Below are 14482 nucleotides of genomic sequence, written 5' to 3' on the forward strand. Positions count from 1 at the left end.
CCTCCTTATCGCGATCCCGCGATACTGCCCGTCCCGCTGACAGTAATACACCTGTGACCTTGATCGGCGGTGACACGCAGGGGCGATGTGCGGCAGTCCGGCAAGCGCACGGTTAAGCTGGCGCGTTTTGCTCTCAACCGAGGTTGTTGACCACCCAGTCGACACACGAGGTCAGTGCGGATACGTCGTCGGGATCGATCGCCGGGAACATGCCGATGCGCAGCTGGTTGCGGCCGAGCTTGCGGTAGGGCTCGGTGTCCACGATTCCGTTGGCCCGCAAAATCTTGGCTACCGCGGCGGCGTCCACGTCGTCGTTGAAGTCGATCGTGCCGACCACCTGCGACCGGTGCGCCGGGTCGGTGACGAACGGCGTCGCAAATTCACTGGATTCTGCCCAGGAGTACAGCCGCGAGGAGGAGTCAGCGGTGCGCTTGACAGCCCAGTCGAGTCCGCCGTTGCCGTTGAGCCATTCGATCTGGTTGGCGAACATGAGCAGCGTGGCGATTGCCGGGGTGTTGTAGGTCTGGTCCTTCGTGCTGTTGTCGAGGGCGATCGGCAACGAGAGGAACTCCGGGGTGAAGCGGCCCGAGTCCTTGATCTCCGCGATCCGCTCCAACGCCGCCGGGCTCATCAGCGCGATCCACAGTCCGCCGTCGGCGGCGAAGCACTTTTGCGGCGCGAAGTAGTAGACGTCCGCGTCGGCGATGTTCACCGGCAGTCCGCCGGCGCCCGAGGTGGCGTCGATGGCGATCAGCGCGTTCTCCGAACCAGCGGGCCGCTGCACCGGAACTGAAACGCCGGTCGAGGTCTCGTTGTGGGCCCAGCCGATGAGGTCGACGGACGGGTCCGAGGTCGGCTCGGGGGCACTGCCCGGGTCCGAGCTCACCACGATCGGGTCGCCGATGAAGGGGTTCTTCTTGGTCACTGTGGCGAACTTCGAGCTGAACTCGCCGTAGGTCAGATGCAGCGACTTCTCCCGGATGAGTCCGAATGCCGCGGCGTCCCAGAAGGCGGTGGTGCCGCCGTTGCCGAGCACCACCTCGTAGCCGTCGGGAAGCGAGAACAGCTCACGCAGCCCTGTCCGCACCCGGCCGACCACGTCCTTGACCGGCTTCTGCCGGTGACTTGTTCCGAACACCGAGGCGCCGACCTCGACGAGGCTTTGCAGCTGCTCAGGGCGCACCTTCGACGGTCCGCAGCCGAAGCGTCCGTCGGCAGGCTTGAGATCGGCAGGAATGGTCGGTAAGGCGGCGGTCATGGGGTACAGGTTAATTGGTAGCCAAGTATGACGCCGACCACATCCGTGTCGAAGGAGGAGGCAATGCCCGCAATCATCCCGAATCTCTGGTTCGACGACCAGGCCGAACAGGCGGCCGGATTCTACGTATCGATCTTTCCCAACTCGCGCATCCTCGAGGTGACGAACTATCCAGAGGTCGGGCCCGGTCCAGCGGGTGCGGTCATGTCGGTGTCGTTCGAGATAGACGGCCAACCGTTCATTGCCATCAACGGCGGGCCGGAATTCCACTTCACCGAGGCCGTTTCGCTGGAAATACCGTGCGACACCCAGGAGGAAGTGGACCGCTACTGGAACGCGCTGATCGCGGATGGCGGGCAGGAAAGCCAGTGCGGTTGGCTCAAGGACAAGTACGGACTGTCCTGGCAGGTGGTTCCGACCGGCATGTCGGATCTGTTCCGCGGACCCGACCCACAGAAGGTGAACCGCGCCATGAAGGCGATGCTGGGCATGCGCAAGATCGACATCGCCGAGCTACGCCGGGCAGCAGAGGACGAAAGCGACTCGGCCTAGGTTGCTCGAGCCTAGGCCGGTTGGGCGATCTGGGCCCAGCCCTCGACCGATTCGACCGACCGGGGATCCGGCCCAGTGTAAATCGCCGCGGGGCGGACCAGGCGGCCCAGTCGCTTCTGCTCGAGGATGTGCGCGCACCAACCGGCCGTGCGGCCGCAGGTGAACATCGCCGGCATCATGTGCGCCGGAACCTCGGCGAAGTCGAGAATCACCGCGGCCCAGAACTCGACATTGGTCTCGATAGCCCGGTCCGGCCGCCGCTCACGCAATTCGTCGAGCGCGGCCTGCTCGAGGGCGGCGGCGACCTCGTAGCGCGGCGCCTCCAGTCGCTTGGCGGTGGCGCGCAAGACACGGGCCCGTGGGTCCTCGGCGCGGTACACGCGGTGTCCGAAGCCCATCAACTTTTCCTTGCGATCGAGGATGCCGCGCACCAGCGCTCGCGCGTCGCCGGTCTTTTCGACCTCCTCGATCATCGGCAGCACCCGGGCCGGCGCGCCGCCGTGCAGCGGGCCCGACATGGCGCCGATCGCGCCCGACAGCGCGGCAGCGACGTCCGCTCCCGTCGAGGCGATGACCCGCGCGGTGAACGTGGACGCATTCATGCCGTGCTCGGCGGCCGACACCCAGTAGGCGTCGATGGCCTCGATGTGCCGCGGGTCCGGTTCACCCTTCCATCGAGTCATGAAACGGGCTGTGACAGTGGGACATTCGTCGATGCGAGCCTGCGGTACGGCAGGCTGGTAGATGCCGCGGGCGGACTGGGCCACGTAGGACAGCGCCATCACGGAGGCGCGGGCCAGTTGCTCACGCGCGGTGTCGTCGTCGATGTCCAGCAGCGGCTCATAGCCCCAGATAGGCGCGAGCATGGCGAGTCCGGCCTGGACGTCGACCCGTACGTCGCCGGTGTGCACCGGCAGCGGGAACGGCTCGGCGGGAGGCAGCCCGTGCCCGAACTTGCCGTCGACCAGCAGCGCCCATGCGTCCCCGAACGTGACGTTGCGGCCGACCAGCTCTTCGATGTCAACGCCCCGATACCGCAGTGCGCCGCCGTCCTTATCGGGTTCGGCGATCTCGGTGGTGAAGGCCGTGACGCCCTCGAGGCCGGGGACAAAGTCGGCGGGTACGGTCGCGCTCGGCATCACTGCGCTCTCTTCCATCCGGGTCGCGGTCGGGGTTGGGCAACCAAACTCTCGCGAGAACTGTAGTCCTCGAGGACGTGCGGGCGGGCACGGACCCTACCTGGGAGTAGCCTGATGCGCCGTGGTGTCCGAGCAGCAACCCGAATTCGCCGGAACCGATCTGGCGGCGATGCGTCGTAGCTACGGCGGGGATCACGACCTCGACGAAACCTGGCTCAGCGACGGCTGGGAACCGGTGCTGCGCCGGTGGTTGCACGACGCGATGGCGGCCTCGGTGGTCGAACCCAACGCCATGGTGCTGGCCACGGTTGATGCCGACGGCTGCCCGGCCACTCGCACCGTATTGTGCAAGGGCATTGCGCCCGACGGTGTCACCTTCTACACCAACTACGGGTCGGCGAAAGCCATTCAGCTCCAACAGAACCCGAACGCTTCAGTAACCTTCGCCTGGCCGCTGATCGGCCGTCAGGTCACGTTGCGCGGCCGCGTGGAGCGGGTTTCCCGGCACACTACCGAGCTGTACTGGGCCACTCGGCCGCGCGGCTCCCAACTGGGGGCGTGGGCATCCCACCAGTCCCAGCCGATCGGGTCTCGTGCCGAGCTCGAGCAGGCCTTGACCGACGCCGCTGCGCGCTTCGCCGGGCAGCCGATCCCGGTGCCGCCGAACTGGGGCGGCATGTTGTTGCGCCCGGCCAGTGTCGAGTTCTGGCAGGGCCGGGAGAGCCGCCTGCACAACCGAATTCGCGTCACCGCGGCCGACGGCCGCTGGATCGCCGAGCGGCTGCAGCCTTGAGCCGGAGCGTCTTCGCGGACACCACACCGCTGCGCAACAACAACTTTCGGCGGCTGTGGGTCAGCAGCATCGTCACCGTCATCGGTGGTCAGCTCAGCGTCGTGGCGGTGCCTAAGCAGATCTTCGACATCACGCAGAGCTCCGCGTACGTCGGGCTGGCGGGTGTGTTCGCGCTGGTGCCGCTCATCGGGTTCGGATTGTGGGGCGGCGCCCTTGCCGACGTGCTGGATCGTCGATCGCTGTTGTTGGTGTCGAGTTCGGGCCTCGGTCTGACGTCGCTGGGGTTCTGGGCGCAAGCCGCGCTGGGCAACCACAACGTGTGGCTGGTCCTGACTTTGCTGGCCGTGCAGCAGGCGTTCTTCGCCATCAATCAGCCGACCCGCAGCGCGCTGCTGCCCAGGATCCTGCCGGGCGAGCAACTGGTGGCCGCTAACTCGTTGAACATGACGGTGTTTCAATTCGGCGCCATCGCCGGTCCGGTGCTCGCCGGCGTGCTGATCCCGGCGGTCGGGTTGGCGATGCTGTATCTGATCGACTCCATCGCCCTGTTGGCCACCCTGTGGGCCGTGTTTCGGTTGCCGCCGCTGCCGCCGACGGGGTCGGCCCGGCGCGCGGGTATCCGGGAGATGCTCGACGGCTTCGCCTATTTGGCCACCCAGCGGGTGCTGCTCGCCTCGTTCGTGGTCGACATCATCGCCATGGTTTTCGGCATGCCGCGCGCGATGTTCCCGCAGATCGCCCAGCAGACATTTGGCGATCCGGTCGACGGCGGAATGGCGTTGGGCCTGCTGTACGCCTCCATGTCGGTCGGCGCGGTCGTCGGCGGAGTGTTCTCCGGGTGGCTGCCGCGGGTGCGGTACCAGGGGCGGGCCGTGGTCGGCTGCATCGTGGTGTGGGGATTGGCGCTGGTCGGCTTCGGGTTTGCTGTCGGTTCAGGGGGCAGCACCCTTTGGCTGTGGATCGCGCTCGGTTTCATGGCGCTCGGCGGTGCGGCCGACATGATCTCGGCGGCGTTTCGCAGCACGATGTTGCAGCAGGTCGCCACCGACGAGGTGCGCGGGCGACTGCAGGGCGTGTTCACGGTCGTCGTGGCCGGCGGCCCGCGGCTGGGCGATCTGTCCCACGGCTTCGCTGCCGCGGCGGTCGGGACGGCCGCGGCCGCCGCAGGCGGCGGTGTTCTCGTGGTGATCGGCGTGCTGATCGCGGCGGCGCTGATCCCGGCGTTCGTGCGCTACCGGGTGCCGACGCATCGGCCCACAACCACCGGATCGACTGACAGCGCGGCCGCGGCCGTCGCAGACTATCCCCATGACGGGCACCTTTCCGATTGAATCGGCCGGCTACCGCGCGGAGATCGTCGCCACCGGCGCCGGCTTGCGCATGCTCGAAGCAACCGTCGACGGGCAGCCGTATCCGTTGACGGAGACCTGGCCGGCGGGCACCAAACCTCCGCTGTCCGCGGGCCTGATCTTGGTGCCCTGGCCGAACCGCGTACGCGACGGCGAGTACATCTTCGACGGCGTCGAATACCAATTGGAGATCACCGAACCGGCCCGGCACAACGCCAGTCACGGCCTGTGCCGGCGCCGCGACTGGGACCTCGACGAGCACACCGAGTCCGCGGTGCGGTTATCGATCGACGTCGGCCAGCATCCCGGCTGGCCGTTCTCGCTGCGTGTCGCGGTGCGCTACGAACTGAGCGACGACGGCCTCACCGTCACCCACTACGCCACCAATACCGGCGAACAGCGCTCGCCCTACGGCCTCGGCATGCACAGCTTCGTCCGCGCCGGCGACACCCCGCTGGACGACTGCACCCTGGAGTTGTCGGCGCGGTCCTACCAGCCGATGGAACCCGAGCGGATGCTGCCCGAAGGGCCGGTACTTCCGGTGCAGGGCACCGAATACGACTTCACCTCCCCGCGCAAACTGGCTGGCGTATGGATGGACACGCCATTCACCTCCGTCAGCGACGACGAGAACGGGCAGGTGTGCCACACCCTGCGCGCGCCGGACGGCACCGGTGCGGTGCTGTGGACCGATCCGGCGTTCGCCTGGGTTCAGGCCTTCACCGCGGACCCGGACCATGACCAGGCCTACCCGAATCGCGGGCGAGCCCTGGCGATCGAGCCGATGACCTGCCCGCCGAACGCATTCAACTCGGGGACCGATCTGATCGTCCTGGAGCCAGGGGAGTCGTGGCAGGCGCGGTGGGGGTTGCGCAACGCGACCCTCCCTGGGCGAAAGAGTTCAGATGCGACTAGCGTCTAACCGACTGGACCCGCGCCAACCGCGCAGGTTCGGACAGTTCGAGTCTGAGAGGGATCCTTCGTGGCTACATCCAACGACCGCGCCGAGAACACGACTCCGACGCTGAGCTATCCCGGTGGGCAGTTCGAGATGCCCATCGTCAAGGCCACCGAAGGGAACGACGGCCTTGATCTGGGCAAGCTGTTGGCCACCACCGGATATACGACGTTCGATCCGGGATTCGCCAACACGGCCGCGACCAAGTCCGCGATCACCTATATCGACGGTGAAAAGGGCATCCTGCGCTACCGCGGCTACCCGATCGATCAGTTGGCCAAGCAGTCGACCTTCATCGAGGTCAGCTACCTGCTCATTTACGGCGAACTGCCGACGGCAGCCGAACTGGAGGATTTCACCGACCGGATCCGCCGCCACACCCTGCTGCACGAAGACCTCAAGCACTTCTTCGACGGTTTCCCGCGCAACGCGCACCCGATGCCGGTGCTGTCCAGCGTGGTCAATGCGCTGTCGTCGTACTACGAGGACTCCCTCGACCCGACCGACGAAGCGCAAGTGGAACTGTCCACCATCAGGTTGCTGGCCAAATTGCCGACCATCGCCGCCTACGCCTACAAAAAGTCGGTCGGCCAGCCGTTCCTGTACCCGGACAACTCGCTGAACCTGGTCGAGAACTTTCTCCGGATGACCTTCGGATTCCCGGCCGAGCCCTACGAGGTGGACCCCGAGGTCGCCAAGGCGCTCGACATGCTGCTGATCCTGCATGCCGACCACGAGCAGAACTGCTCCACTTCGACCGTGCGCCTCGTCGGCTCTTCCGACGCCAACTTGTTCACCTCGATCTCCGGCGGCATCAACGCGCTGTGGGGTCCGCTGCACGGCGGTGCCAACCAAGCGGTGCTCGAAATGCTGGAGCGCATTCGCGAAAGTGACGGCGACACCAAGGACTTCATCCGTCGGGTGAAGAACAAGGAGGCCGGCGTCAAGCTGATGGGCTTCGGTCACCGTGTCTACCGCAACTACGACCCGCGCGCCGCGATCGTCAAGGAGACCGCCGACAGCATCCTCTCCAAGCTCGGCGGTGACGACGAATTGCTCGATATCGCAAAGACTTTGGAAGAGGCCGCGCTCACCGACGACTACTTCGTCGAGCGCAAGCTCTACCCGAACGTCGACTTCTACACCGGCGTCATATACCGCGCCATGGGCTTCCCGACCCGCATGTTCACCGTGCTGTTCGCACTCGGCCGCTTGCCGGGCTGGATCGCGCACTGGCGGGAAATGCACACCGAACCGATGAAGATCGGTCGTCCCCGCCAGATCTACACCGGGTACGGCGAGCGGCCGTACCAGGACATCAACGGACGCTAACGGCGCAACCCCGAGCGCGAGAGGAATTGGCGAATGACCAAGCCGGAAGTCGAATTTCAAGAAGGCCCTGCGCCGACGGAGCTCGTCATCACCGATCTCGTCGAGGGTGACGGCAAGGAGGCCGTCCCCGGCGGCACCGTCGAGGTGCATTACGTGGGCGTCGAGTACGACACCGGCGAAGAGTTCGACTCGTCGTGGAATCGTGGTGAGTCCATTCAGTTTCCGCTGCGCGGGCTGATCAAGGGCTGGCAGGACGGCATTCCGGGCATGAAGGTCGGTGGCCGCCGTCAGCTCACCATTCCGCCGGAGTTGGCATACGGTCCGGCCGGTGCGGGGCACCGCCTCTCGGGCAAGACGCTGGTCTTCGTCATCGACCTGCTCGACGCGCGCTAAGCAGGCCGGCGGTCAGGGACCGCTAGGAACCTCGATACCGTGGGCGGCCATGCCGTCCTCGATGGCCTTGATCACCGTCCTGATGACTTCAACCCGAGCCCAGCGCTTGTTGTCGCCCGCGATGACTGTCCAGCGACCGCCCTCGTGGTCGGTGCGGTCGAGCATCTCCTCGACCGCGGCCTCATAATCGCCGCGCCGGTCACGGTTGCGCCAGTCCTCGTCGGTGAGCTTCCAGCTCTTCAGCGCATTCTTTTCCCGCGCGCGGAAGCGGTCGAGCTGCTCCTCCGACGAAAGGTGCAGCCAGATCTTGACCAGAATCATGCCTTCGTCGGCCAGGGTGCGTTCGAAGTCGACGATCTCACCGTAAGCGCGCTGCCACTGCTCGGTGGTGGCAAAGTCTTCCACCCGCTCCACCAGCACGCGCCCGTACCAGGAACGGTCCAGCACGCTCATCCCGCCCCACCCGGGCAGCGCCGGCCAGAACCGCCACAGAAAGTGGTGACGCTGCTCGTCGGGGGTGGGCGCCGCGAACTGGCGCACCCGAACATGCCGTGGATCCAATTGGGAGACAAGACGTTTGATGGCACCGCCCTTGCCTGAGGCGTCCCAGCCTTCGAACACCACGCACAACGGTGGCCCGAGCGTGTGATCGCCGTCGAGTTGCCCGCCGAGCGCGAGCCGAAGATGTAGCAGCCGCTTTTGGGCCTTCTTCAATTTCTTTTTGCCGTCGGACTTGGACAGTTTGACGCTCAGGTCCACATCGGCAAGCCGGCCGGTCGGCGATTCACTCGTGCTCTCGGGCTCGTTGCTGTCTGGCACGACGCTTCCCTTCGTGCATCGCCTGGACCCGGGCAACCGGGATGGCGTGGCCTTCTGCCAGCAATTCGGCTGGCAGTTGCTGGGGTGCGGGAAGCGCCTCGGCCCAGGGATCGCCGTCGCCGAGTAACTGTGCCGCATTTCGAATCGTAAATTTTTGCGGGTCGATGCGGTCCAAATCGCGCCAATCGACGGGGAACGAGACCGGGGTACCGGGACGGATGCGGGGACTGTACGCGGCGGCGAGGCTTGCGCCGCCCACCCGGGTGGAGTCGATGAAGACCTTGCCGCCGCGCTCGCTCTTGACGAAAGCTGTTGTGGCAATAGCCGGATCGAGTCGTTCGGCACGGGCCGCGAGCGCCCGGGTCGCGGCGGCCGCATCATCGATCGTCGTACCGCGCTCGACCGGTACGTAGATGTGCAGACCCTTGGCGCCGCTGGTTTTGACCGCGCCCGCCAACCCGGCGTCGGCGAGCGCCTGCCGCACCAGCAGCGCGGCGGAGACGGCGGAGGCGAACGGTCCACCCTCAGGTGGATCGATATCAAGCACCAGATGCGTAGCGTGTTGCCAGTCGTCGGCCCGCACCAGCGTCGGGTGGTATTCGACCGAGCGCTGATTGGCGAACCACACCAAGGTGCGCCGGTCGTCACAGAGCGCGTAGCGGACGTTGCGCCGCGACGCCGTCGCCCACACGGACGTCGTGCGAATCCAGTCCGGCGCGTAGTCGGGCAGGTTCTTCTGCATGAACGGCTGCTGGCCGGGTCGGACGCGGATTACCGACAGCGGCCGATCACGCAGTTCACCCACGATGCGGTCGGCGATCGCATCGAGGTAGTCGATCAGGTCGCGCTTGGTCGCCTCGGCGCCGTCGAAGAGCGGCTGGTCGAGGTGGGTCAGCGCCACGCCGGCCCGATGCTCGCCGCCTTGGGCAACCATGTCAGCGCGGTCGTACCCAAGTGGTGATCTTCGCGTGCACGACTTCGACGCCGGCCTTGTCGGTGATCGAAACGTCGACGGGCACGTCGCGGCCTTCGGTGATCGAGTCCCAATCGATCGGTTCCAGCGTGGCGACCGCTCGTAGACCGGTCTCCGCCTTCTTCAGGTACTCGACGTTCATCGCCTTGGGGATCCACTGATGCGTGCGCGGTAGCGAGGCCTCCATCACGATTCCCATCGCGGCCTCGGCCAGGTTGCAGGCCGCGATGGCATGGAAGGTGCCGATGTGGTTGTGCACGCCGAACCAGAGGGGAGCGGTGAGTTCGGCGCGGCCCGGCTCGAGTTTCTCGACCGTGGGCAGGGCGGTGGCGAAGTAGGGCGCCTTGGCCCAGAGACCAACGGAAAACGCTAAGCGGCCCGCCCGCGTGTTGGCGACTTTGCGCCACATCGACAGCGCGCCGGGAACGTCTTGCTTCACAGGTGACTGTGTCATGCACCTACCTTACTCATGAGTAAGTTGTCCCGTAAAGTGCTGCCGCGACCCACCCGTTGATGCCATTCAGGCGGTGCTGCCGTCGATCTCGAGCACCAACCGCGCACCACCGAGCGGACTGTCTTCGAAGTACGCAGTGCCACCATGTAACTGAGCCTGCTGCGCGACCAATGCGAGACCCAGCCCGGACCCGCTCGACGTGGCGTCGGCGCCACGGTAGAAGCGCTTGAACACGGCCGTGCGTTCCTGCGGTGGGATGCCCCGTCCGTCGTCGTCCACGGCGATCACGATGCGCGCGGCGTCGTCACGCCGGGCCGAAATCCGGACCCGGTGGGCGCCACCGTGCTTCACCGCATTGCTGATCGCGTTGTCGATGGCGAGGCGCAGACCGACCGGTAGACCGCAGATCACCAGCGAGGGCGCGGATTCGACAGCGACTTCCAGGTCGGGATAGTGGCGCTTGGCGTCGTGCGCGGCGAGATCGAGGAGCTCCACCAGATCTGCCTCGACGCGCTCTTTGCCGGCCGCGAGTTCGCCGGAGGCCAATCGCTCCAGCGCCGACAGGGTGGCTTCGACCCGTCCTTGGGCCCGCTGCAAATCCGTGAGGATCTCGGCCCGTTGGTCGTCATCGAGGTCAAGCGTCCGCAACACCTCGATGTCGGTGCGCATCGCGGTGAGCGGCGTCCGAAGTTCGTGTGCGGCCGCCGCAGAGAAGTCGCGCGCGGTGGTCAGCGCCGCAGCGGTCTCTGCCTGTGCGTCATCGACGCGCTGCAACATCGTCCGGACCGCGTCGGCGAGTTCGTTCGCTTCCCGCACCCCCGACGTGTTCGGCGGCGATTGCGGCGGGTCGGCCCGCAGGCGTCGGGTCAACTCCACGATCGGGCGCACCGCGCGGCCGCCGAAGAGCCAACCAAGCCCCGCCGCGGCGGCAATGGCGATGGCGCCGACCGCGGCAACTTCGCGCTGTTGACGCGTGGTGGCGTGCTCCGCATCCGCGGCGGGCAGCGCCAGCGAGACCGATCGGACCGGCGGCGCGGTGGGCGTGGTGCGCACTCGGTATGGCACCCCATTCACCCGAACTGTGTGATAGCCGTCGGACAGTTCCGGCAGCACGACCGGCGTGCTCGCCTTCACCTGTCCATCGGCGTAGATGGTCAGCGCGAACTCACTCGAACTTTGCAGCGCGTCCATGATCTGCACGGCCAGTTCGGGGTTGAACATCACCAACCGCGACGCCGTGTCGATGCGTTGGTCGATCTGTTTGAGGTTATTGGCTTCGATCACCCGGGCGACGGCGAAGCCGAGAATCACCACAATGATCGCCGCGCCCAGCGCCGTTGCCGCCGCGACCCGGGCACGCAGCGAAAATGCGCGCCTCACTTGGGTTCTCGCAACACAAACCCCACGCCGCGAATGGTATGCAAAAGCCGCGGGTGGCCGTCGACTTCGAGCTTGCGGCGGAGGTACCCGACGAAGACGTCCACGACGTTGGTGTCGGCGACAAAGTCGTAACCCCAGACCAATTCGAGCAGCCGCTCGCGGCTCAACACCACGCCCGCGTTACGCGCGAGAGTGGAGAGCAGTTCGAATTCGCGCTTGGTCAATTCGATTTCGTGGCCGTCGAGCAACGCGCGATGGCCGGGCAGGTCGACCTCCAACGCCCCTACGGTGATGCCGGACTGGCTCGGCGGTTGCGGGGCGGGCTCGGCGCGGCGTCGTAACAGGGCGCGGATTCTGGCCACGAGTTCGGCGAGTACGAACGGCTTGACCAAGTAGTCGTCCGCTCCCGCTTCGAGCCCGGCGATGCGATCGTCCACGGAGTTTCGCGCGCTGAGCACGCAGATCGGCACGTCGTTGCCCATGGCCCGCAGTGCGGTGACCACCCCGACGCCATCGAGCACCGGCATGTTGATGTCGAGCACAACGGCGTCGGGGGCATCGGAGGCGACGCTGCGCAGGGCGGCCGCGCCGTCAGCGGCGGTGATCACGCTGAAGCCGGAAAGTCGCAGACCGCGCTCCACTGACACCAGGACGTCGCGATCGTCATCGACGACAAGGACGCGCGGCGCGGCTGCGGGTCTCACGCCCTCATTCTGCCCAACGACGGTCAGTAGTTCTGGCAGGTGTTCGCCACTTCCAGCAGCTTGTCACGAACGCCGGGGAATCTGGGATCGTTCTGCGCCTGCTGCAACTGGTTGGCGGCGTCGGGGTGATCGGCCAGGAATTTCTGCAGCGCAGCCTCGCGCTGGTTGACCGGCAGGTTGAAGAACTGCGCCAGCATTGCCTTGCGGTCGGGATGGGCATCGAGCCGGGCGGCCATGTCGGGTGCCTCGGCGTGCAGGGCCGAGTCGAGTTGGGCGAACGAGCACGGGCTGTCGATGAGCGGACGGGCCTGATCGGTGGCGGGATCCGCGGCGGCCAGGCCGGGCAAGGCCAGGCCAGCGGCGAGGGCCAGCCCGGTCACGCCGACGGCGGTGCGAGTCAATCGAGCGCTGATGGTCTTCATGAATTTCACTCTAGGCAGCGCTCATGGCAGGGACATGAAGCGATTCTGGCTAAAGCCTGAGAAACGTACGACCTACGCCTCGATACCGGAAGCTGTTGCAGCACAATGCTGTTCGACCACGCGGCGAGCCAGCTCGGCGAGCTTGACGTTGGTGTGCTGGGAGGCCCGGCGCAGGATGTCGAACGCCTCGGCGTCACCGACGTTGTGCAGGGCCATCAGCAGTCCCACGGCCTTGCCGATTTCGCGTCCATGTTCGAGTCCGCGACGCAGCGTGATGACCTCGTGTTCTTGCGTTACCGACGCCACGGCGACCGCGGCAAACGATGCCAGGATGCTCGCCTGTTCGGCGGCGTCGGTGTTGAACGCTCCGGGTGTGTCGCTGAAGAGGTTCAGCGCGCCGACCTTGCGTTCGCCCGCCCGCAGCCGGAATGCGATGGCACCGCGAACCGGTGTGGTGCGGATCGTCGCCTTGGCCAGCGCCGGCCACTGACTCTGGCCGGTGAGGTCACTTTCCACCTGGGCGGCCTCGCCGTCGATGGCCTCCACGCACGGTCCCTCGCCCACTGCGCGCTCGAGGTCATCGACCCGTTGAGCAACATCGTCGCTGGCCGCGACGGTGACGTGCTGTCCGTGTTGGCGCAGCATGAGGCTGGCGTGGTCGCACCCGGGAACGATCATCGTGGCCGCCATACAGATTGCGGCGTAAACGTCTTCGTAGCCGCCCTCGGCGTAGACGATTTGGGCCAGGTTCTCGAACACCGTCGCGGCGCTGACCGGCTCATTGTCGTTGGTCATGCACGTCCTGCACTTAGTAGATGCGCGTCAGCCTACACGCAGCTGACGGTCGTCTCATCCACGATCAGGGTGAACTTCGGTCTACCCAGGTGTCATTCACGTGGACGATATCGCGATCGTCCGATTTCTGGAACGGTCAGCGGGTCGACAACGAGCCGAAGGGGCGCCATGACGTATCCGCCGCCGTCGCCGTACGGCGATCAACCTTCTCCGTACGGAGAACAGCCGCATCCGCAGCAACGCCAAGGTCAGAACCAGTACGGACCTCAACCGCAGGCGTCCCAGCCGTATGCGCCGCAACCGTACGTCCAGCAGCCGTATCGGCAACAGGGCTACGGGCAACAGGGCTACGGGCAACAGGGCTACGGCCAGCAGCCGTACGGCCAGCCGGTCGGCTCTGCGCCCGACAACAACATGGTGTGGGCGATCTTGGCTACGATCTTTTGCTGTCTCCCGCTTGGCATCGTCTCAATCGTCAAGTCGTCCCAAGTAAACAGTCTGTGGGCGCAAGGGCGCAGCGGCGAGGCGATGCAGGCCGCTGAAGATGCGAAGAAATTTGCGCTCTGGTCATTGATTGCTGGATTGGTTGGAACCGTTGCCTGGGTCATATTTTGGATCGCGATGGTTGCGAACGCGTGACTATCGACAGACCAGCATCGACGGAGCATGGAGCCAGTCCACTGTTGGCACCAGTCGGCGTTCTGGCGGGGGTCGCGGCGCTGTGCCTATTTGTCAATTGGGCCGATCCTGCTACTCCAGGTGGCCCGGTCCCCATCTGCCCGACCAAGGCATTACTGGGGATCGACTGCCCCGGTTGCGGAAGCATGCGAATGGTCTATGCACTTTGCCATGGCGACGTGACGGGCGCTGTGCGCTACAACGCTCTCGGACTCGTCGCATTCATTGCGCTCGCGGCGACGTTTGTGCAATGGACTATCGGTCTAATGAGTGGTCGCTCAACTCGATACTGGCACCAAACAGACTTGGCGCCGAAGATCACGCTCATCGCAGTAATCGTGTGGTTCGTCGTGCGGAATATCCCGTGGGGGCCATTTCGCGAATTGCGTGTATAAACGCAGGGCCTGTCGTTCGTTCAAATGACGGTAGCGCGGGATGAAGTTTTCGATGCGGCGTATGGCAATATGCCGCTACAAATTGGCG

General features: G+C 65.8%; 17 protein-coding genes. 8 read left to right on the top strand and 9 right to left on the bottom strand.

What is annotated here, in order from left to right; translation table 11 throughout:
- Positions 1-133 precede the first annotated feature (133 nt).
- Positions 134-1258 (bottom strand): phosphoserine transaminase, encoded by a 1125-nt coding sequence (gene serC, locus FOS14_RS16415; RefSeq protein ID WP_143771875.1) that lies wholly within the window; start codon positions 1256-1258, stop codon positions 134-136.
- 63 nt (positions 1259-1321) lie between these two features.
- Here serC and FOS14_RS16420 point away from each other — a divergent pair, with 63 nt between their 5' ends.
- Positions 1322-1810, top strand: coding sequence for a VOC family protein (locus tag FOS14_RS16420; protein ID WP_143771876.1), 489 nt, complete (start codon positions 1322-1324; stop codon positions 1808-1810).
- Positions 1811-1821: 11 nt separating this feature from the next.
- Here the strand turns inward: FOS14_RS16420 and FOS14_RS16425 are convergent, their stop codons facing one another.
- A complete protein-coding gene (locus FOS14_RS16425; RefSeq protein ID WP_370512244.1) occupies positions 1822-2949 on the bottom strand; it encodes a citrate synthase 2 in 1128 nt (375 codons plus the stop codon).
- 169 nt (positions 2950-3118) lie between these two features.
- Here FOS14_RS16425 and pdxH point away from each other — a divergent pair, with 169 nt between their 5' ends.
- From pdxH to FOS14_RS16450, 5 genes are read left to right on the top strand one after another with little or no spacing between them, the layout of a single operon-like run.
- Positions 3119-3742: a pyridoxamine 5'-phosphate oxidase gene (pdxH, locus tag FOS14_RS16430; protein WP_143771920.1), complete on the top strand. Its 624-nt coding sequence runs from the start codon at positions 3119-3121 to the stop codon at positions 3740-3742.
- Positions 3739-5073, top strand: a complete 1335-nt coding sequence (locus FOS14_RS16435; protein WP_255450389.1) for an MFS transporter — start codon at positions 3739-3741, stop codon at positions 5071-5073. The genes pdxH and FOS14_RS16435 overlap by 4 nt, the downstream gene beginning before the upstream one ends.
- Positions 5051-6013, top strand: coding sequence for an aldose 1-epimerase family protein (locus FOS14_RS16440; RefSeq protein ID WP_143771877.1), 963 nt, complete (start codon positions 5051-5053; stop codon positions 6011-6013). Before FOS14_RS16435 ends, FOS14_RS16440 begins: the two co-directional genes overlap by 23 nt.
- 60 nt (positions 6014-6073) lie before the next feature.
- Positions 6074-7381, top strand: a complete 1308-nt coding sequence (locus FOS14_RS16445) for a citrate synthase (protein ID WP_255450390.1) — start codon at positions 6074-6076, stop codon at positions 7379-7381.
- A gap of 33 nt (positions 7382-7414) precedes the next feature.
- Positions 7415-7774: an FKBP-type peptidyl-prolyl cis-trans isomerase gene (locus tag FOS14_RS16450; RefSeq protein WP_143771878.1), complete on the top strand. Its 360-nt coding sequence runs from the start codon at positions 7415-7417 to the stop codon at positions 7772-7774.
- A 12-nt stretch (positions 7775-7786) separates the two neighbouring features.
- Here FOS14_RS16450 and FOS14_RS16455 read toward each other — a convergent pair whose 3' ends face one another.
- The 7 genes from FOS14_RS16455 to FOS14_RS16485 all read right to left on the bottom strand — a co-directional run bounded on the left by FOS14_RS16455 (position 7787) and on the right by FOS14_RS16485 (position 13321).
- A complete protein-coding gene (locus FOS14_RS16455) occupies positions 7787-8593 on the bottom strand; it encodes a polyphosphate kinase 2 family protein (protein WP_143771879.1) in 807 nt (268 codons plus the stop codon).
- Positions 8559-9527 (bottom strand): DNA polymerase domain-containing protein, encoded by a 969-nt coding sequence (locus tag FOS14_RS16460; RefSeq protein ID WP_143771880.1) that lies wholly within the window; start codon positions 9525-9527, stop codon positions 8559-8561. Before FOS14_RS16460 ends, FOS14_RS16455 begins: the two co-directional genes overlap by 35 nt.
- Before the next feature lies 1 nt (position 9528).
- A complete protein-coding gene (locus FOS14_RS16465; protein ID WP_143771923.1) occupies positions 9529-9975 on the bottom strand; it encodes a hotdog fold domain-containing protein in 447 nt (148 codons plus the stop codon).
- 111 nt (positions 9976-10086) lie between these two features.
- Positions 10087-11400 carry a HAMP domain-containing sensor histidine kinase gene (locus tag FOS14_RS16470; protein ID WP_143771881.1) on the bottom strand — a complete coding sequence of 438 codons (1314 nt, stop codon included), beginning with the start codon at positions 11398-11400 and terminating at the stop codon, positions 10087-10089.
- Positions 11397-12104: a response regulator transcription factor gene (locus FOS14_RS16475; RefSeq protein WP_143771882.1), complete on the bottom strand. Its 708-nt coding sequence runs from the start codon at positions 12102-12104 to the stop codon at positions 11397-11399. The genes FOS14_RS16470 and FOS14_RS16475 overlap by 4 nt, the downstream gene beginning before the upstream one ends.
- Before the next feature lie 23 nt (positions 12105-12127).
- Positions 12128-12526 carry a hemophore-related protein gene (locus tag FOS14_RS16480; RefSeq protein WP_143771883.1) on the bottom strand — a complete coding sequence of 133 codons (399 nt, stop codon included), beginning with the start codon at positions 12524-12526 and terminating at the stop codon, positions 12128-12130.
- 72 nt (positions 12527-12598) lie between these two features.
- Entirely contained in the window at positions 12599-13321 is a 723-nt protein-coding gene (locus FOS14_RS16485) for a GAF and ANTAR domain-containing protein (protein ID WP_143771884.1), read from the bottom strand.
- A 168-nt stretch (positions 13322-13489) separates the two neighbouring features.
- Between FOS14_RS16485 and FOS14_RS24780 the strand changes: the two genes are divergently transcribed.
- The gene (locus FOS14_RS24780; protein ID WP_185981803.1) at positions 13490-13960 is read left to right on the top strand and encodes a CD225/dispanin family protein; all 471 of its coding nucleotides are present in this window, start codon (positions 13490-13492) and stop codon (positions 13958-13960) included.
- Between the two features lie 41 nt (positions 13961-14001).
- Positions 14002-14394, top strand: coding sequence for a DUF2752 domain-containing protein (locus FOS14_RS25535; protein WP_370512245.1), 393 nt, complete (start codon positions 14002-14004; stop codon positions 14392-14394).
- Positions 14395-14482: the final 88 nt, after the last annotated feature.

This window comes from Skermania sp. ID1734 (assembly GCF_007489285.1).
Classification (GTDB): Bacteria; Actinomycetota; Actinomycetes; order Mycobacteriales; family Mycobacteriaceae; genus ID1734.